Origin of the sequence: Lactobacillus isalae (assembly GCF_947539375.1) — a bacterium.
Classification (GTDB): domain Bacteria; phylum Bacillota; class Bacilli; order Lactobacillales; family Lactobacillaceae; genus Lactobacillus; species Lactobacillus isalae.
On record NZ_OX443569.1, the window covers coordinates 1,385,003 to 1,407,267 of the forward strand.

The window sequence follows — 22,265 nt, forward strand, 5'->3', positions numbered from 1 at the left end:
TTATTCTTTTCCTTTCAAAAACATCTCTTCCAAATCTTCCTGATAGTCTTCAACTATAGTAGGTGTATCGTCAATGAATTCAATCACATTATCGCCAATTTCATCAAAAAGCTTTTCATTTATATTATCAATGAGAATTGCTGCCATTAAATGCTTGTCCTTAAGGTATTGATTTGGATTTTCTCCCTTTAAAAGCATAATTACCGTCTTTATTTCGTCAGCACTTAAACCATAGTCTTCAAAATCCTCATCACTATTTTTCGTAGAAATCTCTTCTGCCTCAAGCTGTTTCTTTTCTTCTTGTTCAGCCTGCAATTCTTCTTCAGTTAGTAAGCTATCTCTCGTTCCCGCAGCATCTTCTCTAATAGTAGACAAATGAGTTAAATTAATCTCAATTTTTGGTTGTTTTTGCTTGTACTCTTCAAGTTGATATTCTTTAATTCCGTCTTTTATAGCTTGAAGATAATGTTTTTCGATTTTTCTAGGTTTTAAATTTCGTCCTAAATTAAAACTCAATCTTATTTCACGATCTATTTCGTGTAATAAATTTCCAACAATACTCTTTCTACCAGCCAATCCCCAGTAAGATTCACAATACCAGGTGCCTTTTTCTTGATCATAAAAATACCTTCTAATTTGATCAATTTCATAATTGGTTGTTTTAGGAGAAAGAGCATGATTAAATACGGCTGCAGAAAATAGTTGAACCGTCATTTGATTTTGATAGGCAATATAACTAGTAAAAAAGTCAAAACCATCCTGACGCAAATCTAAAACTTTTTTCCAAATTAAGACTAACAAATGCTCAAATTTTTCCACGTCCTTCTTATACATCGGGCAATTTATAATCTTATAATTAGATAACTTCAACAAGCTATTTGCAACATCATGATCAGAGAATTGTTCTGGATATAGTAAATATTCGTAGTTTTGATCTTTATCTCGCTCCTTAATAAAAAAAGCATTGTCCTGTTCATTTATATTATTAAAAATAATATAATCTCGAATCCAGCGATCAATATAGGCAGTCATTTCTAGAGAATATTTTTGAGCATAATTTTTATTGAAAGCTATTAACTTGTCTAAGCCCTCTTGAGCATTCTGTATACCTATCCCATTTAGTAACTCATACAAATAAATATAAGCATATGAATCAGATACTTTTTCATAAGCATTATTTCTAATCTTAGTACGCCAAGTAAAATATGCTCTTGCTTGTCCAACTGTTAAATCATGGTATGTTGGATAATAGCGAAAAAATGACTGCTTCTTTTGATAATTATCTTCATAAGCAGCCATTAACTTACCTTGTAAATAAAAATTCTGTTCTCTCCGAATTGAACCAGCTAAATCATAGCGATATGACTTAACCATTTTCTGAATTTGCTTAGGAACGGGAGCCGTATTTTCAAAATTTAACTCGATTTTTTCTTCGTTAGAATTAGTCTTTATCTTCGAATTTCTATCATTATTAGATCTTTTCCAATTGTTAAAATCAATTTTCTGCTCATGATAAACGTTTTGTTGATTATTTTTATCGGTATCAGGTATATAAATTAATTTTTCAGGATTGGGGCTTTTACTTGACATAAGTACTACTTTGAAGGCATACTCTAACGCTTTTTTTATCTTTTGATCGCTTAAGAGCAAACTCACTTCAACCCACTTATCATCATTAATTAAGGAAGCCGGCGAAAAACCTGGTAAATCTTTAATAGTAGATGAAAATTCACCACAATTAATATTTAACTTTTTATTTTTTGGAGCCAAATCTAATAGAGCAAACCAATTTTTAGTAATTGGTGAACTAAAAGCTATTAAATTAGGCTGATTTTGAATTTCAGTGACACTGTTCTTTCCAAAATGTCTTATAGCATAGCTTAAGAGTTCATCGCTATTCATGGCTTCAGCTCCTTTCGAACGTATATTCTACTATATTTTTTATCGTCTATCTATAACCATACAATAAAAAAGACACTGAAATCATTATAATTTCAGTGTCTGAAAAAATATTATCTGTTTACTTTACTTGATTAATTACATTAATTGCATTTAAGCTACGTGGATAACCGATAAATGGTACATTGGCTAAAACCACCTTTGTCAAAAATTGCTGGTCATTTCCTAAACCAACATTTGCCTTAGCATGAGCTAATAATTGTGGTTCACAACCACCTTGAGCAGCTAAGTAACAAAACGTGATCATTTCTCGTTCTTTGTCATCAAGACCTTTTCTTGTGTAATAATCTCCAAAACAATTATCTACTAACCACTTGTTAATAATTCCCTTTTTGGCAAAATCTTTCATTTGAGGTCCAAATAATCTCATTTGAGTTTCTTCGCCTTTTTCAAGTCTGTCATCCATGGTGGTTGTGGCTTGTTTTGGTAAAGGTAATTTTTCACCACGATCAAGCAAAATTGTATTGGTTACTTCAAAAAACGGCATTACTCTTCCTAAACCAAGATAATCTACTGCTTGATAAACAACTTCCTTTGCCTCAACTGGACTTACGCCATTGTCTAATGCAACTGGTAACATTAAACGATATTCTTCTAAACCTTGCATCCCCAGCAAATATGCTAAATTAGAAAGTAATTTGGTTTTATTTGGCAAATCAACATCATCTTGTACCTCTTCAAATGTAAAATGACTAATTCTTTCCCAAGCTTCAGGATCATTATCTTTTAAAATTTTCTCATGAATATTTTTTGCATCTTCTCTAAACATTATTTTTACGCTTCTTTCTTATAATCTATATTATAAATACACCTATATCAGATGAAAATTACTTTATATCTATGTAGAAATATACAATTAAGGCATGGAATAAAAAATAACAAGCATATAAATCAGTAATTTGATTTAAGCAAGTCGTTATTCTTAAATTTATAGTGATATTAGATATTTCAAGCCTATACGATTGTTTCATAAAATAACATCTTATTCTTGAAAATACATGTATTAGATCTTATAGTAAAGATGATTAAGTTAATAGAATGATTTTAGGAGGTATATTGTTATGGCAGATTATGCAAAAAGAGAACTCAAAGCATTAGATAGAATCGCTAAGAAGATTTCAGATGCAGAAGGTCACTTAACAAAGATTGAAGATAGTATTGATGATAAGAAACATCGCACCGCTCAACACGAAACAATTAAGGATATTAAATCAATTCTTAAGCACGCAAGAAAAGTCGACAAAGACGAAGACAAGATCGAAGAATTCAAGGGTGAAGGTCCTAAAGATTCAACCGAAAATCACTACGTCTATGAACAAGAAGAAGAACCTGTTATCAACGATTTAAAGAAAGACTTTGAAGAATTAGATGACAAGCTTGCTAAATTAAACGACTTCAACGGTGGCGATATTGATGCCTTTAGAACTGAGCACCACTACTTGGAAAAGGCTCAAGACATCTTGAAGAAAGCCGGTAAGTTAAATTAATTTAATTTCTAATCAATGATTTAATTTACATACACATCAATAAAAAGGAGAAGCAAAATTGCTTCTCCTTTTTTGTGCGAATTCATATTGATATTTAAATGAGATATAGAAAATGGAATTTTTAGGCTTCTATGCCCTTTCCTGTATAAGTTTCTTTCATCAAATCCTTAATTTCGCTAATTAACAAAGCAGAAGGATTAGTTACTACATTTTGATCTCCATAAGCTTCTACAGCCATCTCTTCAACTTTATTATTAAAGTCAGCTTCACTAACTCCATTAGCCTTAAGGCTCAATTTCATTCCTACGCCATGTCCAAGTTCAACAACTTTCTTGATTAGGGCATCAACTAATTCTTGATCAGTATTACCCTTCAATCCTAAGCTACGAGCGATTTCAGCATAATCTTTATCAGCTCTGAAAGTTGAATAATGTGGACGCATAGCAAGCTTTCTTGGCTTCTTAGAATTAAATCTAATTACATATGGCATTGCAATAGCATCACTCAAGCCACTAGGAATACCAAATTCAGATGATTCAGTATGAGCAATTGCATGTCCTACTCCTAAGAAGGCATTCGCATATGCCATTCCAGCTAAGGTAGCAGCATTATGCATTCTGCTTCTTGCGCTTTGGTCGCCATTATATGATTTTTCCAAGTTTTCAAAAATCAATTTAATAGCTTCCATTGACCAACCACGAGTAAAGTCAGTAGCCATTGTAGAAACATAGCTTTCTACTGCATGAGCCAAAGCTTCAAAACCAGAACGAGCAATTAATTCTTTAGGCATAGTTTCTACAAATTGATCATCAACAATTGCAACATCTGGATTCAAAGAATAATCGCAAAGAGTGTGCTTAATTCCAGTCTTAGCATCTTTAATAATTGAAAATGGGGATACTTCTGAACCAGTACCTGAAGTAGTTGGAATACATACTAATTGAATAGCATTATATTTTGGAAATCTTACTGTTCTTTTTCTAATATCCAAAAATTTTGAATAGGCATCTTCAAAACTCATATCTGGATTTTCATAGAACAACCGCATTGCTTTAGCTGCATCCATTACAGACCCACCACCAACTGCAATAACTACATCAGGCTTAAAGATATTCATTCTGTGAACACCATCTGCAATTATATCAGTGTCTGGATCCTTAGTTACTGCTTGAAAGACTTCATAACTCTTCTTTCCACGACGTTGACTAATAATGTCAGTAATTTCATTAATATACTTACTTGCTACACCTTCATCAGTCACAATAAAGAATCTTTCAACATCAGGCATATGCTTTAAATAGTTAGCTGCATTGTGTTCAAAATATGTTTTCTTTGGTACCTTAATCCATTGCATATTATCGCGACGCTTTGCAACTGTTTTAATGTTAAGCAAGTCTCTAGCACCAATATTGTGTGAGAAAGTATTTGCACCGTATGAACCTGTTCCTAAAGTAAGAGAAGGAAGCATGTTGTTGTATAAATCACCAACACCACCAACTGAGGCAGGAGAGTTTACTAAGATACGACATGCGTCCATCTTCATTGAAAAGTCATCAATTACCTTTTCATCTTGAGAATGAACACCAGCAGTATGTCCACGACCACCATAATTTAGAAGGTCAGTACAAATCTTATAAGCATCTTCATGATCCTTAGCCTTATACATAGTAAACACTGGAGAAAGTTTTTCAGCAGATAAAGGATACTTTTTACCTACACCTTTATATTCAGCAATGATTACCTTAGTATCTTCTGGAACATCTACACCACATAATTTGGCAATTTGATAAGCTGAACGACCAGCAACAGGACCAGCAACTGTGCCTCGCTTAGGATCAATAAACTTTTCTTCAAACTTCTTGATTTCGTCTGGTTTTAAGAAATAACAATTCCAAGACTTAAATTCATCTTTTACTTTGTTATAAATTTCTTCATCAACTACTACAGAGTTTTCAGATGAACAAATCATTCCGTTATCAAAAGTTTTAGATAAAACAATGTCATAAACAGATTCCGGAATATTAGCAGTCTTTTCAATGTAAGAAGGACCATTACCAGGACCAACACCAATAGCAGGTTTTCCAGATGAATAAGCTGCCTTAACCATTCCAGGACCACCGGTGGCCAAAATCGTTTGAACATTTGGATGATTCATTAAAGCACTAGTTGCTTCAAGGCTTGGATATTCAATCCATTGAATAGCATCTTTAGGAGCACCTGCCTTAACTGCAGCTTCACGAATGATTTCACCAGTTTTTACACAACTCTTTTGTGCTTGTGGGTGGAAACCAAAAATAATAGCATTTCTAGTTTTTAAAGCAAGCATTGCTTTAAAGATTACAGTTGAGGTTGGATTAGTAACTGGAGTTACACCAGCGATTACACCTTTAGGTTCTGCGATTTTAACTAATTGCTTTTCTTTATCTTCTTCGATAACACCTACAGTTTTTTCATGACGAAGACTATTCCAAATATTTTCACTAGCAAACATATTTTTAATAGTCTTGTCTTCTACTACACCACGACCAGTTTCTTCAACTGCCATCTTTGCAAGTAAGTAGCTATTTTGTTCTCCTGCACTTGCAATTGCTTCACAAATTTTATCAACTTGTTCTTGATCGAAATCAGCCATCTCATCTAAAGCAACATGTGCTTTTTCAACATAGCCATCAATCATTTTATTTACATCAATTGTTTTTCTTCTTTTGTAGCCTTTTTATCTTGCACCATTTAATTTGGGCCTCCTACTCGGAAATCTAGGCATATTTTTGTGAACAATGACAGTATAGCGCCTTAATCTAAGGTTTGTAAATGACTTTGTGCAGTTTTTTACAAATTCACAATATGATAAAAAGTAAGAAATACCTGTTTTCAATAATGATATCGTTTACATTTTCGATAATATTGAAAAATATTTCACAATGAATTTTATATAACAACCTTATAAAAAATATTAAAACCTATACGTTTTATCGGTTATCATAGATTTTTATGTTAAAATTTTAATAAACTATGAAAGGAGTTTTATATTTTAATGTCAAAAAATAGCTCAGAATCATCTGAGGTTAAAACTATGAAGCGTAGTTTAACAAATGCCCATATTCAACTAATTGCATTAGGAGGAACCATTGGGACTGGGCTTTTTCTGGGAGTTGGCAACAGTATTGAACTGGCTGGCCCAGCAGTAATTTTTATATATTGCTTAGTAGGTTTCTTTCTTTTCCTTTTAATGAGGGCGCTGGGAGAATTGATACTTTCAGATATTAAAAAGAACACATATATTGATTTTATTACAGAATACCTAGGAAAAAGCATTGGAACCACGACAGGATATTTGTATTGGTTCAGTTGGCTTACACTAGCGATGGCTGAAATCACGGCTCTAGGAATTTATTTTCAATATTGGTGGCCTCATCTACAAAGTTGGATTCCTGGATTAATTACATTAATAGTTTTACTAGCAATCAATCTAATTTCCGCTCGTGTATTCGGAAACTTAGAATTTAGTTTTGCAATTATTAAAATAGTAACAATTATTGCATTTGTTATTTTAGTTTTTTATTTATTAATAACGAATGCTTCCACAAAATATGGTCACGTTGGTTGGAACAATATGATGGTTGACGGTGGTATCTTTGCAAAGGGACCTAAGGGCTTTTTATTAGGTTTCCAAATGGTAATCTTTAGTTTCATTGGCGTTGAACTAATTGGTTTAACTGCTGCTGAAGCAAAAGAACCTAAAAAAACCATTACTCGTGCAATCGACCAATTACCAGTCAGAATTATACTATTTTATGTTCTTGCTATTCTAAGTATTCTTTTAGCTATCCCTTGGGATAAAGTTACAACTTCTAGTTCACCTTTTGTTCAAGCATTAGGCGCAACAGGAATTAAGAATGCAGGTTCAATAATTAATTTTGTTGTAATAAGTGCTGCGATTTCATCAACAAATAGTTTTATCTATAGTGCAGGACGTCTATTATTTTCAATAAATTACAATGGAAAAAACAAATTAAGTAAACATTTGGGAACTCTGAATCATCGGCAGCTACCTAAAAATGCTTTAATTTTTTCAACAGTTTTAATTGCTTTGGCACCACTCTTAAATTTCTTTTTAAAAGATGCTTTTACCTTTATCTCTGCTACCGCAACGAGCATGTTTTTACTAATTTGGTCAATAATGATTATTACTCATATGACTTATCGTAAAAAGACACCTAAAGATGAATTACCTTCATTTAAAATGCCACTTTATCCTTTATCTGATGTAGCAGTTTTAACGTTCTTTATAGCTATGATAGTTGTATTATTAATATTCCCAAATTATCGTATTCCAATGATTAGCGCAGGAATAATATTTATAATCCTAGTAGGTATAACACACCTAATACAAAAAAAGAATTAAAAATAAAAAAGTCTCTAGTTAATTACAACTAGAGACTTTTTTATTTCATATATATTTTTGAGACTTATGAAGAAATAAAAAAGGAAGAACAAAGTATGACCTTCGTTCTTCCCTTTAACTTTCCTCTTTACTCCGGCTGTCAGACTCGAACTGACGACAACCTGATTAACAGTCAGGTGCTCTACCAACTGAGCTAAGCCGGAATATTAAAAAAGAGCACGGCGACTGCCTACCCTCGCAGGCAGTTTCCCACCAACTACTCTCGGCGTTAAGAAGCTTAACTTCTGTGTTCGGCATGGGAACAGGTGTATCCTTCTTGCCATCGCCACCGTACTCTTTCTGAGCTTTTACACTCAAAACTGAATATAATCTCTTGCTTTAAAAACCTTTGAGCTTTGGTCAAGTGCTCGACTGATTAGTACTAGTCCGCTCCACATATCACTATGCTTCCACTCCTAGCCTATCTACCTCATCGTCTTTAAGGTGTCTTACTGCTTGCGCATCGGAAATCTCATCTTGAGGGGGGCTTCGCACTTAGATGCTTTCAGCGCTTATCCCTTCCATACATAGCTACCCAGCGATGCCTTTGGCAAGACAACTGGTACACCAGCGGTATGTCCATCCCGGTCCTCTCGTACTAAGGACAGCTCCTCTCAAATTTCCTACGCCCACGACGGATAGGGACCGAACTGTCTCACGACGTTCTGAACCCAGCTCGCGTGCCGCTTTAATGGGCGAACAGCCCAACCCTTGGGACCGACTTCAGCCCCAGGATGCGACGAGCCGACATCGAGGTGCCAAACCTCCCCGTCGATGTGAACTCTTGGGGGAGATAAGCCTGTTATCCCCAGGGTAGCTTTTATCCGTTGAGTGATGGCCTTTCCATGCAGTACCACCAGATCACTAAGCCCGACTTTCGTCCCTGCTCGAGGTGTACCTCTCGCAGTCAAGCTCCCTTATACCTTTACACTCTGCGAATGATTTCCAACCATTCTGAGGGAACCTTTGGGCGCCTCCGTTACATTTTAGGAGGCGACCGCCCCAGTCAAACTGCCCACCTGACACTGTCCTCCAGAACGCTCAGCTCTGCGAGTTAGAGGATCCATCAAACAAGGGTAGTATCCCAACATTGCCTCCGGTAAGACTAGCGTCCTACTTTCTCTGGCTCCTACCTATCCTGTACATGTTTAACAAATACTCAATATCAAGCTACAGTAAAGCTCCATGGGGTCTTTCCGTCCTGTCGCGGGTAACCCGCATCTTCACGGGTATTATAATTTCACCGAGTCTCTCGTTGAGACAGTGCCCAAATCATTACACCTTTCGTGCAGGTCGGAACTTACCCGACAAGGAATTTCGCTACCTTAGGACCGTTATAGTTACGGCCGCCGTTTACTGGGGCTTCAATTCAAACCTTCGCTTACGCTAAGCTCTCCTCTTAACCTTCCAGCACCGGGCAGGTGTCAGCACCTATACGTCATCTTACGATTTTGCAGATACCTGTGTTTTTGATAAACAGTTGTTTGGGCCTATTCACTGCGGCTGATATTTTACTATCAGCACCCCTTCTCCCGAAGTTACGGGGTCATTTTGCCGAGTTCCTTAACGAGAGTTCTCTCGCTCACCTGAGTGTTCTCCACTCGACTACCTGTGTCGGTTTGCGGTACGGGTAAAATTGCTCTGGCTAGAAGCTTTTCTTGGCAGTGTGACATCATGACCTTCGCTACTTTTATTTCGCTCCGCGTCACAGCTTGAAATCTAAAGACAAGCATTTGACTCATCTTTTTTCTTACTGCTTGCACATGTATTTCCAGCAACATGCGTCATTAGCCTCCTGCGTCCCTCCTTTGCTCATATCGAACAATTTCAGTACAGGAATCTCTACCTGTTGTCCATCGGCTACGCCTCTCGGCCTTACCTTAGGTCCCGACTTACCCTGGGCGGACGAGCCTGCCCCAGGAAACCTTAGTCTTTCGGCGGATAGGATTCTCACCTATCTTTCGCTACTCATACCGGCATTCTCACTTCTAAGCGCTCCATTAGTCCTCTCGATCTAACTTCGCCGCACTTAGAACGCTCTCCTACCACGCATATAATATATGCATCCACAGTTTCGGTACTATGCTTAGCCCCGGTACATTTTCGGCGCAGCGTCACTCGACTAGTGAGCTATTACGCACTCTTTAAATGGTGGCTGCTTCTAAGCCAACATCCTAGTTGTCTACGCAACTCCACATCCTTTTCCACTTAGCATAGATTTGGGGACCTTAACTGGTGATCTGGGCTGTTTCCCTTTCGACTACGGATCTTATCACTCGCAGTCTGACTCCCGTGCATTGATATCTGGCATTCGGAGTTTATCTGGATTCAGTAACCCCTGACGGGCCCCTAGTCCAAACAGCGCTCTACCTCCATTATCATTCACACGAGGCTAGCCCTAAAGCTATTTCGGAGAGAACCAGCTATCTCCAAGTTCGTTTGGAATTTCACCGCTACCCACAACTCATCCCCGCGATTTTTAACTCACGTGGGTTCGGTCCTCCAGCGTGTTTTACCACGCCTTCAACCTGGTCATGGGTAGGTCACTTGGTTTCGGGTCTACGTCATGATACTCTTTCGCCCTATTCAGACTCGCTTTCGCTCCGGCTCCGTCTTTTCTGACTTAACCTTGCACCATAACGTAACTCGCCGGTTCATTCTACAAAAGGCACGCCATTACACTTTAATGTGCTTTGACTACTTGTAGGCACACGGTTTCAGGTTCTCTTTCACTCCCCTTCCGGGGTTCTTTTCACCTTTCCCTCACGGTACTGGTTCACTATCGGTCACTAGTTAGTATTTAGCCTTGCGAGATGGTCCTCGCGGTTTCAATCGGGATTCCTCGTGTCCCGACCTACTCAGGATCCTGCTAAGTCTCTCCGCAATTTCGCTTACGGGGCTCTCACCCTCTCTGGCTTATCTTTCCAGATAATTCTGCTATCGCTTCAAGTACTACATCGCAGTCCTACAACCCCAACTGGCAAGCCAGCTGGTTTGGGCTCTTTCCTGTTCGCTCGCCGCTACTTGGGAAATCGATTTTTCTTTCTCTTCCTGCAGCTACTTAGATGTTTCAGTTCACTGCGTCTTCCTTCATTAACCTTAACAGCTAATGATAATACCTCGCGGTATTGGGTTCCCCCATTCGGATATCTCCGGATCATTGCTTACTTACTGCTCCCCGAAGCCTTTCGTGGTTCGTCACGTCCTTCATCGGCTTCTAGTGCCTAGGCATTCACCATGCGCCCTTTTCTACTTGACCTATTTTCAAGTTGAGTTTCTCTCTCTTCTCGGTCGCTCTTCAATCTGTTCTTTTCGATTGTCTCGGTTTTTTTGCTTTCGATTATATTCAGTTTTCAATGTACTAACTCTTGAGGTATTACCCTCAAAACTAAACAAAGTTTCTCAGTGTGCTTCCGCTTGGCTTTCTCGATGACTTCTCTTTAGTGCTCTCGCACTCTCCATCATCTTTCGCCTTCCTTAGAAAGGAGGTGATCCAGCCGCAGGTTCTCCTACGGCTACCTTGTTACGACTTCACCCTAATCATCTGTCCTACCTTAGACGGCTGACTCCTATAAAGGTTATCCCACCGGCTTTGGGTGTTACAGACTCTCATGGTGTGACGGGCGGTGTGTACAAGGCCCGGGAACGTATTCACCGCGGCGTGCTGATCCGCGATTACTAGCGATTCCAGCTTCGTGTAGGCGAGTTGCAGCCTACAGTCCGAACTGAGAACGGCTTTAAGAGATCCGCTTGCCTTCGCAGGTTCGCTTCTCGTTGTACCGTCCATTGTAGCACGTGTGTAGCCCAGGTCATAAGGGGCATGATGACTTGACGTCATCCCCACCTTCCTCCGGTTTGTCACCGGCAGTCTCATTAGAGTGCCCAACTTAATGATGGCAACTAATGACAAGGGTTGCGCTCGTTGCGGGACTTAACCCAACATCTCACGACACGAGCTGACGACAGCCATGCACCACCTGTCTCAGCGTCCCCGAAGGGAACACCTAATCTCTTAGGTTTGCACTGGATGTCAAGACCTGGTAAGGTTCTTCGCGTTGCTTCGAATTAAACCACATGCTCCACCGCTTGTGCGGGCCCCCGTCAATTCCTTTGAGTTTCAACCTTGCGGTCGTACTCCCCAGGCGGAGTGCTTAATGCGTTAGCTGCAGCACTGAGAGGCGGAAACCTCCCAACACTTAGCACTCATCGTTTACGGCATGGACTACCAGGGTATCTAATCCTGTTCGCTACCCATGCTTTCGAGCCTCAGCGTCAGTTGCAGACCAGAGAGCCGCCTTCGCCACTGGTGTTCTTCCATATATCTACGCATTCCACCGCTACACATGGAGTTCCACTCTCCTCTTCTGCACTCAAGTTCAACAGTTTCTGATGCAATTCTCCGGTTGAGCCGAAGGCTTTCACATCAGACTTATTGAACCGCCTGCACTCGCTTTACGCCCAATAAATCCGGACAACGCTTGCCACCTACGTATTACCGCGGCTGCTGGCACGTAGTTAGCCGTGACTTTCTAAGTAATTACCGTCAAATAAAGGCCAGTTACTACCTCTATCTTTCTTCACTACCAACAGAGCTTTACGAGCCGAAACCCTTCTTCACTCACGCGGCGTTGCTCCATCAGACTTGCGTCCATTGTGGAAGATTCCCTACTGCTGCCTCCCGTAGGAGTTTGGGCCGTGTCTCAGTCCCAATGTGGCCGATCAGTCTCTCAACTCGGCTATGCATCATTGCCTTGGTAAGCCGTTACCTTACCAACTAGCTAATGCACCGCAGGTCCATCCAAGAGTGATAGCAGAACCATCTTTCAAACTCTAGACATGCGTCTAGTGTTGTTATCCGGTATTAGCATCTGTTTCCAGGTGTTATCCCAGTCTCTTGGGCAGGTTACCCACGTGTTACTCACCCGTCCGCCGCTCGCTTGTATCTAGTTTCATTTAGTGCAAGCACTAAAATCATCTAGGCAAGCTCGCTCGACTTGCATGTATTAGGCACGCCGCCAGCGTTCGTCCTGAGCCAGGATCAAACTCTCATTTTCCTTTTTGAAAATGAGCTTTTTATCGTTTAGCTCTAAAACTTTCTTTGAGTTATCTCAAATTTATTGCTTGCGAATTGACTTCGCTTTTGTTTGGGATTTTTATTTATCCCGCACACTTTCAGCGAAACTTTGTTCAGTTTTCAAGGTACTACCGTTGTCATGTGACAACTTTTATATTATATCATGTCTTTTGATCTTTGACAAGAACTTTTTAATCTTTCTCATCTCTCTCAAATGACAGCTTTATAATATTATCATCTTTTCCCTGCTTTGACAAGATCTTTTTTAACCTTTTTATTGGCTCTTTTTGCTCTTGCCTCAAACAGCATGTATTACTTTACAGACTTTATCAAAGGAAAATAAAATGCTTCATTATTATTTTAATGAAGCACATCTGCAAAGCGGAGATTGAGAGATTCGAACCCTCGCGCCGGTATAAACCGACCTACACCCTTAGCAGGGGCGCCTCTTCAGCCACTTGAGTAAATCTCCAATGGGCCTAAATGGACTTGAACCATCGACCTCACGCTTATCAGGCGTGCGCTCTAACCAGCTGAGCTATAGGCCCCTTTTCCTTTGAAGCGGGTAACGAGAATCGGACTCGCGACTAAAGCTTGGAAGGCTTTCGTTTTACCACTAAACTATACCCGCAACTTTTTTGCTTCCTTAATGGCGCGAGACGGAATCGAACCGCCGACACAAGGAGCTTCAATCCTTTGCTCTACCAACTGAGCTATCGAGCCATTACGGTCCCTACCGGATTCGGACCGGTGATCTCCTCCGTGACAGGGAGGCGTGATAACCCCTACACCAAGGGACCATATTGCGGGAACAGGATTTGAACCTATGACCTTCGGGTTATGAGCCCGACGAGCTACCAGACTGCTCCATCCCGCGATGTTTTTATATAAAAAAAGCCAAGATCCTATGGACCTTGTAGGACTCGAACCTACGACCCGACGGTTATGAGCCGTCTGCTCTAACCAACTGAGCTAAAGGTCCAAGCTTACCTCTATAGCGGCGGGGGGGATCGAACCCTCGACCTCCCGGGTATGAACCGGACGCTCTAGCCAGCTGAGCTACACCGCCATCCTGTAACTTCCTTTTTATTAAGCTACAATCGGGAAGACAGGATTCGAACCTGCGACCCCCTGGTCCCAAACCAGGTGCTCTACCAAACTGAGCCACTTCCCGAAGTGTGCACCCTGAAGGATTTGAACCTTCAACCTTCTGATTCGTAGTCAGACACTCTATCCAGTTGCGCTAAGGGTGCATCATTATATGCCGAGGACCGGAATCGAACCGGTACGGTTGTCACCAACCGCGGGATTTTAAGTCCCGTGCGTCTGCCAGTTCCGCCACCCCGGCATGATAATGATAAGCGGAAGACGGGATTCGAACCCGCGACCCCCACCATGGCAAGGTGATGTTCTACCACTGAACTACTTCCGCATTTTTTATTCAATTTTAATGCCGATTAAAGGACTCGAACCTTCGACCCCCTGTTTACAAGACAGATGCTCTACCAACTGAGCTAAATCGGCATGGTACGGGTGGTGGGACTTGAACCCACACGTCCGAAAACACTAGAACCTAAATCTAGCGCGTCTGCCAATTCCGCCACACCCGCTTGAGTTTTTCTGGGCCAATGAGTCGTGGCAGGCTCGAACTGCCGACCCTCTGATTAAAAGTCAGATGCTCTACCAACTGAGCTAACGACTCAATGGAGGATACAGGGCTCGAACCTGTGACCTCCTGCTTGTAAGGCAGATGCTCTCCCAGCTGAGCTAATCCTCCATTAGCACGGCGACTGCCTACCCTCGCAGGCAGTTTCCCACCAACTACTCTCGGCGTTAAGAAGCTTAACTTCTGTGTTCGGCATGGGAACAGGTGTATCCTTCTTGCCATCGCCACCGTACTCTTTCTGAGCTTTTACACTCAAAACTGAATATAATCTCTTGCTTTAAAAACCTTTGAGCTTTGGTCAAGTGCTCGACTGATTAGTACTAGTCCGCTCCACATATCACTATGCTTCCACTCCTAGCCTATCTACCTCATCGTCTTTAAGGTGTCTTACTGCTTGCGCATCGGAAATCTCATCTTGAGGGGGGCTTCGCACTTAGATGCTTTCAGCGCTTATCCCTTCCATACATAGCTACCCAGCGATGCCTTTGGCAAGACAACTGGTACACCAGCGGTATGTCCATCCCGGTCCTCTCGTACTAAGGACAGCTCCTCTCAAATTTCCTACGCCCACGACGGATAGGGACCGAACTGTCTCACGACGTTCTGAACCCAGCTCGCGTGCCGCTTTAATGGGCGAACAGCCCAACCCTTGGGACCGACTTCAGCCCCAGGATGCGACGAGCCGACATCGAGGTGCCAAACCTCCCCGTCGATGTGAACTCTTGGGGGAGATAAGCCTGTTATCCCCAGGGTAGCTTTTATCCGTTGAGTGATGGCCTTTCCATGCAGTACCACCAGATCACTAAGCCCGACTTTCGTCCCTGCTCGAGGTGTACCTCTCGCAGTCAAGCTCCCTTATACCTTTACACTCTGCGAATGATTTCCAACCATTCTGAGGGAACCTTTGGGCGCCTCCGTTACATTTTAGGAGGCGACCGCCCCAGTCAAACTGCCCACCTGACACTGTCCTCCAGAACGCTCAGCTCTGCGAGTTAGAGGATCCATCAAACAAGGGTAGTATCCCAACATTGCCTCCGGTAAGACTAGCGTCCTACTTTCTCTGGCTCCTACCTATCCTGTACATGTTTAACAAATACTCAATATCAAGCTACAGTAAAGCTCCATGGGGTCTTTCCGTCCTGTCGCGGGTAACCCGCATCTTCACGGGTATTATAATTTCACCGAGTCTCTCGTTGAGACAGTGCCCAAATCATTACACCTTTCGTGCAGGTCGGAACTTACCCGACAAGGAATTTCGCTACCTTAGGACCGTTATAGTTACGGCCGCCGTTTACTGGGGCTTCAATTCAAACCTTCGCTTACGCTAAGCTCTCCTCTTAACCTTCCAGCACCGGGCAGGTGTCAGCACCTATACGTCATCTTACGATTTTGCAGATACCTGTGTTTTTGATAAACAGTTGTTTGGGCCTATTCACTGCGGCTGATATTTTACTATCAGCACCCCTTCTCCCGAAGTTACGGGGTCATTTTGCCGAGTTCCTTAACGAGAGTTCTCTCGCTCACCTGAGTGTTCTCCACTCGACTACCTGTGTCGGTTTGCGGTACGGGTAAAATTGCTCTGGCTAGAAGCTTTTCTTGGCAGTGTGACATCATGACCTTCGCTACTTTTATTTCGCTCCGCGTCACAGCTTGAAATCTAAAGACAAGCATTTGACTCATCTTTTTTCTTACTGCTTGCACATGTATTTCCAGCAACATGCGTCATTAGCCTCCTGCGTCCCTCCTTTGCTCATATCGAACAATTTCAGTACAGGAATCTCTACCTGTTGTCCATCGGCTACGCCTCTCGGCCTTACCTTAGGTCCCGACTTACCCTGGGCGGACGAGCCTGCCCCAGGAAACCTTAGTCTTTCGGCGGATAGGATTCTCACCTATCTTTCGCTACTCATACCGGCATTCTCACTTCTAAGCGCTCCATTAGTCCTCTCGATCTAACTTCGCCGCACTTAGAACGCTCTCCTACCACGCATATAATATATGCATCCACAGTTTCGGTACTATGCTTAGCCCCGGTACATTTTCGGCGCAGCGTCACTCGACTAGTGAGCTATTACGCACTCTTTAAATGGTGGCTGCTTCTAAGCCAACATCCTAGTTGTCTACGCAACTCCACATCCTTTTCCACTTAGCATAGATTTGGGGACCTTAACTGGTGATCTGGGCTGTTTCCCTTTCGACTACGGATCTTATCACTCGCAGTCTGACTCCCGTGCATTGATATCTGGCATTCGGAGTTTATCTGGATTCAGTAACCCCTGACGGGCCCCTAGTCCAAACAGCGCTCTACCTCCATTATCATTCACACGAGGCTAGCCCTAAAGCTATTTCGGAGAGAACCAGCTATCTCCAAGTTCGTTTGGAATTTCACCGCTACCCACAACTCATCCCCGCGATTTTTAACTCACGTGGGTTCGGTCCTCCAGCGTGTTTTACCACGCCTTCAACCTGGTCATGGGTAGGTCACTTGGTTTCGGGTCTACGTCATGATACTCTTTCGCCCTATTCAGACTCGCTTTCGCTCCGGCTCCGTCTTTTCTGACTTAACCTTGCACCATAACGTAACTCGCCGGTTCATTCTACAAAAGGCACGCCATTACACTTTAATGTGCTTTGACTACTTGTAGGCACACGGTTTCAGGTTCTCTTTCACTCCCCTTCCGGGGTTCTTTTCACCTTTCCCTCACGGTACTGGTTCACTATCGGTCACTAGTTAGTATTTAGCCTTGCGAGATGGTCCTCGCGGTTTCAATCGGGATTCCTCGTGTCCCGACCTACTCAGGATCCTGCTAAGTCTCTCCGCAATTTCGCTTACGGGGCTCTCACCCTCTCTGGCTTATCTTTCCAGATAATTCTGCTATCGCTTCAAGTACTACATCGCAGTCCTACAACCCCAACTGGCAAGCCAGCTGGTTTGGGCTCTTTCCTGTTCGCTCGCCGCTACTTGGGAAATCGATTTTTCTTTCTCTTCCTGCAGCTACTTAGATGTTTCAGTTCACTGCGTCTTCCTTCATTAACCTTAACAGCTAATGATAATACCTCGCGGTATTGGGTTCCCCCATTCGGATATCTCCGGATCATTGCTTACTTACTGCTCCCCGAAGCCTTTCGTGGTTCGTCACGTCCTTCATCGGCTTCTAGTGCCTAGGCATTCACCATGCGCCCTTTTCTACTTGACCTATTTTCAAGTTGAGTTTCTCTCTCTTCTCGGTCGCTCTTCAATCTGTTCTTTTCGATTGTCTCGGTTTTTTTGCTTTCGATTATATTCAGTTTTCAATGTACTAACTCTTGAGGTATTACCCTCAAAACTAAACAAAGTTTCTCAGTGTGCTTCCGCTTGGCTTTCTCGATGACTTCTCTTTAGTGCTCTCGCACTCTCCATCATCTTTCGCCTTCCTTAGAAAGGAGGTGATCCAGCCGCAGGTTCTCCTACGGCTACCTTGTTACGACTTCACCCTAATCATCTGTCCTACCTTAGACGGCTGACTCCTATAAAGGTTATCCCACCGGCTTTGGGTGTTACAGACTCTCATGGTGTGACGGGCGGTGTGTACAAGGCCCGGGAACGTATTCACCGCGGCGTGCTGATCCGCGATTACTAGCGATTCCAGCTTCGTGTAGGCGAGTTGCAGCCTACAGTCCGAACTGAGAACGGCTTTAAGAGATCCGCTTGCCTTCGCAGGTTCGCTTCTCGTTGTACCGTCCATTGTAGCACGTGTGTAGCCCAGGTCATAAGGGGCATGATGACTTGACGTCATCCCCACCTTCCTCCGGTTTGTCACCGGCAGTCTCATTAGAGTGCCCAACTTAATGATGGCAACTAATGACAAGGGTTGCGCTCGTTGCGGGACTTAACCCAACATCTCACGACACGAGCTGACGACAGCCATGCACCACCTGTCTCAGCGTCCCCGAAGGGAACACCTAATCTCTTAGGTTTGCACTGGATGTCAAGACCTGGTAAGGTTCTTCGCGTTGCTTCGAATTAAACCACATGCTCCACCGCTTGTGCGGGCCCCCGTCAATTCCTTTGAGTTTCAACCTTGCGGTCGTACTCCCCAGGCGGAGTGCTTAATGCGTTAGCTGCAGCACTGAGAGGCGGAAACCTCCCAACACTTAGCACTCATCGTTTACGGCATGGACTACCAGGGTATCTAATCCTGTTCGCTACCCATGCTTTCGAGCCTCAGCGTCAGTTGCAGACCAGAGAGCCGCCTTCGCCACTGGTGTTCTTCCATATATCTACGCATTCCACCGCTACACATGGAGTTCCACTCTCCTCTTCTGCACTCAAGTTCAACAGTTTCTGATGCAATTCTCCGGTTGAGCCGAAGGCTTTCACATCAGACTTATTGAACCGCCTGCACTCGCTTTACGCCCAATAAATCCGGACAACGCTTGCCACCTACGTATTACCGCGGCTGCTGGCACGTAGTTAGCCGTGACTTTCTAAGTAATTACCGTCAAATAAAGGCCAGTTACTACCTCTATCTTTCTTCACTACCAACAGAGCTTTACGAGCCGAAACCCTTCTTCACTCACGCGGCGTTGCTCCATCAGACTTGCGTCCATTGTGGAAGATTCCCTACTGCTGCCTCCCGTAGGAGTTTGGGCCGTGTCTCAGTCCCAATGTGGCCGATCAGTCTCTCAACTCGGCTATGCATCATTGCCTTGGTAAGCCGTTACCTTACCAACTAGCTAATGCACCGCAGGTCCATCCAAGAGTGATAGCAGAACCATCTTTCAAACTCTAGACATGCGTCTAGTGTTGTTATCCGGTATTAGCATCTGTTTCCAGGTGTTATCCCAGTCTCTTGGGCAGGTTACCCACGTGTTACTCACCCGTCCGCCGCTCGCTTGTATCTAGTTTCATTTAGTGCAAGCACTAAAATCATCTAGGCAAGCTCGCTCGACTTGCATGTATTAGGCACGCCGCCAGCGTTCGTCCTGAGCCAGGATCAAACTCTCATTTTCCTTTTTGAAAATGAGCTTTTTATCGTTTAGCTCTAAAACTTTCTTTGAGTTATCTCAAATTTATTGCTTGCGAATTGACTTCGCTTTTGTTTGGGATTTTTATTTATCCCGCACACTTTCAGCGAAACTTTGTTCAGTTTTCAAGGTACTACCGTTGTCATGTGACAACTTTTATATTATATCATGTCTTTTGATCTTTGACAAGAACTTTTTAATCTTTCTCATCTCTCTCAAATGACAGCTTTATAATATTATCATCTTTTCCCTGCTTTGACAAGATCTTTTTTAACCTTTTTATTGGCTCTTTTTGCTCTTGCCTCAAACAGCATGTATTACTTTACAGACTTTTTTCCTTTTCGTCAACACGGTTTTTAACAAAATTGTGAATCACGAATATTAATTATATCTTTAATCCAATTGTATGATTTCTATGATTTTGCTATTGAATTTGAAAGAAAGATTCAAAACTAAAATTCGGATATTAAAAAAACTGTGTTAAGCATAATCACTTAACACAGTTTCTAACTACTTCTTTAGTTCCGGAGCATCAGTCTTAAAATCATTTTGCGTTGTTTTCTTGCCATTCTGATACCAGACACTATTCTTGCTCTTCTTTTCTGCTTTTCTTAACCGCTTTAGCGAATCAGATTTCTTATAAGAGTAATTCTTTCTCTTTACGTATTCAAAGCCATCTGGCTTATAGAAGCGCAGAAGATTCCCTGTTATTACACGATCTGATAATGACAGTTCTGTTGTCACCGTATTAGAAATCGACGCTAATTGGCTTTTTACTTTTTTACTTGGATGCGTTATACGTTTCCCTGATTGAGTATAGTAATAGCTTCCTTCTACCTTACTATATTTAGGAGTAATAAAGTCTCCGTTTCTTTGAGCAACAATTTGTGGCGCATTCTTAGATAAAAGGCTATGTCCAAACTGAATCATATTTTGATCATTAATTCCTAAAAGGTTAAATAGAGTTGGTCGCACATCAATTTCGCCACCATATGTATGATTAATACCACCCTTAAGGCCTGGCATATGGAACATTAATGGTACACGCTGAAATTGAAGATTATCAAAGTTATTAAAACTATCTTTGTTTAGCAACTGAGCGGATGCTTTATGGTGGTTCCCAGAAATTCCATAGTGGTCACCGTAAAGCATAATTAATGTATTTTTCTCTAATCCAGATTTCTTTAAGTAGCTCATCAATTCCCCAATTGCTTCATCAAGATAATGAGCAGTCTGGACATATCCGTCTACAGTCTTATCGCCAGTATCAGTTTTATCTATTGATTGATTCTTCTTGTCTAAATCATATGGGTAGTGATTAGTTACAGTAATCATCTTTAAATAAAATGGTTGCGGTAAGTGTTCTATATATTTAATAGATTGATCAAAAAATAGTTTATCTTTAATTCCGTATCCTAAATAATAGCCCTTTTTATTTTGGTAATAAGATAAAGGCATAAAATAATCATAGCCAAAAGACTTATATGCATTATCGCGATTCCAGAATGAACCTGCACCACCATGCATTACTGCACTAGTATAACCGCTCTTTTGCCCTAAAATAGCTGGTGCACTTTCAAATGTATTAGAAGTTCCATAACTTGACATTGCTGAACCTGATTGCAAGCCAAAAATAGAGTTTTCTAGCATCATCTCAGCATCTGAAGTTTTACCTTGACCTACTTGATTAAAGAAATTGTCAAAACTAATCGTATCATTTGCGTGATACAACTTATTTAAATTAGGAGTAACTTCTTTTCCTTGCCACTTGTAGTCAATTAAAAATTGTTGGAAACTCTCTAGGTGAATAACCAATACATTTTTATTTTTTGCTACACCATAATATTCAGGATTTGGAGCAATATAATTTTTCTTGATGTAAGACTGAACAGTCTTTAAATCACTATGGTTCGCTTTTGCCATGATTGCATTATTTTGTGCTGTCTTCACGCCATCATATACAGCAAAAGCATTCAAGCCTAAATACTTAACAATGTAGTTATTATCAAAAGTTCTAGTTAATAAGCCAGAGCGATCCTTTTGAGCCATAGTCAAGTTAGTACCAATTAGTACTACTGCCAAACCTTCAATTAAAAGCGATACTTTCAGCTTTAGACGTCGAATATCAATTTTAAAGACTTTAAAAGCTATTAGCAGCACAATAATGACTACATCCAAAAATACTAGGAAATCAGTACCTTTTGTAATTCCAGCAATACTTTTTCCTAAATTATCAGAAGTAGAACCTGATGTTTTAATGATAGAGGTAGATAAGAAATCAGAAAATTCTCGATAATACAAAATATTGGAAAATAGCCAAAGAGATAAAAGAAAATCAATTATGACCATAATCCAGTAGGATTTCCTACCTTTAAAAAATAATCCAATTCCAATTAATAAAATAGCTGTGGGCAGTGGATTGATCAACAGCAAAAACTTTTGCATGGATCCAACTACACCCAAATTAAACTTAGTTATATAAGTTAAGTATGTTTTTATCCAAAAAAATACAACAACTACAGTGAAAAAGCCTAACTTAGTTTTAGTTAACCAATTATATGATGCTTTTAGGCGTCCCATTTAAGTCCTCCTCAACTTTGTTCTTTCATGATATTACTACTAAAAAAT

Annotated in this window: 6 protein-coding genes, 17 tRNA genes and 6 rRNA genes; 2 read left to right on the forward strand and 27 right to left on the reverse strand. The window is 41.4% G+C overall.

The genetic code is table 11. The annotated features are described in order from the left end of the window. Together QM512_RS06725 and QM512_RS06730 are read right to left on the reverse strand one after the other, a co-directional pair. Window positions 1-1,902: a TerB N- and C- terminal domain-containing protein gene (locus QM512_RS06725; protein ID WP_282805008.1), complete on the reverse strand. Its 1,902-nt coding sequence runs from the start codon at window positions 1,900-1,902 to the stop codon at window positions 1-3. Between the two features lie 118 nt (window positions 1,903-2,020). After that, entirely contained in the window at window positions 2,021-2,728 is a 708-nt protein-coding gene (locus QM512_RS06730; RefSeq protein ID WP_282805009.1) for a carboxymuconolactone decarboxylase family protein, read from the reverse strand. 292 nt (window positions 2,729-3,020) lie between these two features. Between QM512_RS06730 and QM512_RS06735 the strand changes: the two genes are divergently transcribed. Beyond that, window positions 3,021-3,446, forward strand: a complete 426-nt coding sequence (locus tag QM512_RS06735) for a hypothetical protein (protein ID WP_282805010.1) — start codon at window positions 3,021-3,023, stop codon at window positions 3,444-3,446. 121 nt (window positions 3,447-3,567) lie between these two features. Here QM512_RS06735 and adhE read toward each other — a convergent pair whose 3' ends face one another. Beyond that, entirely contained in the window at window positions 3,568-6,123 is a 2,556-nt protein-coding gene (gene adhE, locus QM512_RS06740) for a bifunctional acetaldehyde-CoA/alcohol dehydrogenase (RefSeq protein WP_282805011.1), read from the reverse strand. A gap of 357 nt (window positions 6,124-6,480) precedes the next feature. Here adhE and QM512_RS06745 point away from each other — a divergent pair, with 357 nt between their 5' ends. Beyond that, window positions 6,481-7,851: an amino acid permease gene (locus QM512_RS06745; protein ID WP_282805012.1), complete on the forward strand. Its 1,371-nt coding sequence runs from the start codon at window positions 6,481-6,483 to the stop codon at window positions 7,849-7,851. A 130-nt stretch (window positions 7,852-7,981) separates the two neighbouring features. Here QM512_RS06745 and QM512_RS06750 read toward each other — a convergent pair. The 24 genes from QM512_RS06750 to QM512_RS06865 form a co-directional block, all read right to left on the reverse strand. Continuing rightward, window positions 7,982-8,054, reverse strand: a tRNA-Asn gene (locus QM512_RS06750). Between the two features lie 13 nt (window positions 8,055-8,067). After that, window positions 8,068-8,184: ribosomal RNA gene (gene rrf, locus QM512_RS06755) — 5S ribosomal RNA — on the reverse strand. 62 nt (window positions 8,185-8,246) lie between these two features. Then, a 23S ribosomal RNA gene (locus QM512_RS06760) occupies window positions 8,247-11,149 on the reverse strand. Between the two features lie 222 nt (window positions 11,150-11,371). Next, window positions 11,372-12,944, reverse strand: a 16S ribosomal RNA gene (locus QM512_RS06765). Window positions 12,945-13,346: 402 nt separating this feature from the next. Then, window positions 13,347-13,436 (reverse strand) — tRNA-Ser (locus tag QM512_RS06770). A 2-nt stretch (window positions 13,437-13,438) separates the two neighbouring features. After that, a tRNA-Ile gene (locus QM512_RS06775) sits at window positions 13,439-13,512 on the reverse strand. A 12-nt stretch (window positions 13,513-13,524) separates the two neighbouring features. Then, window positions 13,525-13,595: transfer RNA gene (locus tag QM512_RS06780), tRNA-Gly, on the reverse strand. Window positions 13,596-13,614: 19 nt separating this feature from the next. After that, window positions 13,615-13,687: transfer RNA gene (locus tag QM512_RS06785), tRNA-Phe, on the reverse strand. A gap of 4 nt (window positions 13,688-13,691) precedes the next feature. Next, a tRNA-Asp gene (locus QM512_RS06790) sits at window positions 13,692-13,764 on the reverse strand. A gap of 3 nt (window positions 13,765-13,767) precedes the next feature. Continuing rightward, window positions 13,768-13,841: transfer RNA gene (locus tag QM512_RS06795), tRNA-Met, on the reverse strand. Window positions 13,842-13,872: 31 nt separating this feature from the next. Next, a tRNA-Ile gene (locus QM512_RS06800) sits at window positions 13,873-13,946 on the reverse strand. Window positions 13,947-13,959: 13 nt separating this feature from the next. Continuing rightward, window positions 13,960-14,033: transfer RNA gene (locus QM512_RS06805), tRNA-Met, on the reverse strand. A gap of 31 nt (window positions 14,034-14,064) precedes the next feature. Next, window positions 14,065-14,138: transfer RNA gene (locus QM512_RS06810), tRNA-Pro, on the reverse strand. Window positions 14,139-14,143: 5 nt separating this feature from the next. After that, window positions 14,144-14,217 (reverse strand) — tRNA-Arg (locus QM512_RS06815). Between the two features lie 9 nt (window positions 14,218-14,226). Continuing rightward, window positions 14,227-14,312, reverse strand: a tRNA-Leu gene (locus QM512_RS06820). A 12-nt stretch (window positions 14,313-14,324) separates the two neighbouring features. Then, a tRNA-Gly gene (locus tag QM512_RS06825) sits at window positions 14,325-14,396 on the reverse strand. 19 nt (window positions 14,397-14,415) lie between these two features. Further along, window positions 14,416-14,488: transfer RNA gene (locus QM512_RS06830), tRNA-Thr, on the reverse strand. Window position 14,489: 1 nt separating this feature from the next. After that, a tRNA-Leu gene (locus QM512_RS06835) sits at window positions 14,490-14,574 on the reverse strand. A gap of 19 nt (window positions 14,575-14,593) precedes the next feature. Then, a tRNA-Lys gene (locus tag QM512_RS06840) sits at window positions 14,594-14,666 on the reverse strand. Window positions 14,667-14,668: 2 nt separating this feature from the next. Beyond that, a tRNA-Val gene (locus QM512_RS06845) sits at window positions 14,669-14,741 on the reverse strand. Window positions 14,742-14,745: 4 nt separating this feature from the next. Then, window positions 14,746-14,862: ribosomal RNA gene (rrf, locus tag QM512_RS06850) — 5S ribosomal RNA — on the reverse strand. A gap of 62 nt (window positions 14,863-14,924) precedes the next feature. Continuing rightward, window positions 14,925-17,827: ribosomal RNA gene (locus QM512_RS06855) — 23S ribosomal RNA — on the reverse strand. Window positions 17,828-18,049: 222 nt separating this feature from the next. Beyond that, window positions 18,050-19,622, reverse strand: a 16S ribosomal RNA gene (locus tag QM512_RS06860). The 16S, 23S and 5S rRNA genes sit together here with 17 tRNA genes alongside, the layout of an rRNA operon. A gap of 525 nt (window positions 19,623-20,147) precedes the next feature. Continuing rightward, window positions 20,148-22,217, reverse strand: coding sequence for an LTA synthase family protein (locus QM512_RS06865; protein WP_282805013.1), 2,070 nt, complete (start codon window positions 22,215-22,217; stop codon window positions 20,148-20,150). Window positions 22,218-22,265 lie beyond the last annotated feature (48 nt).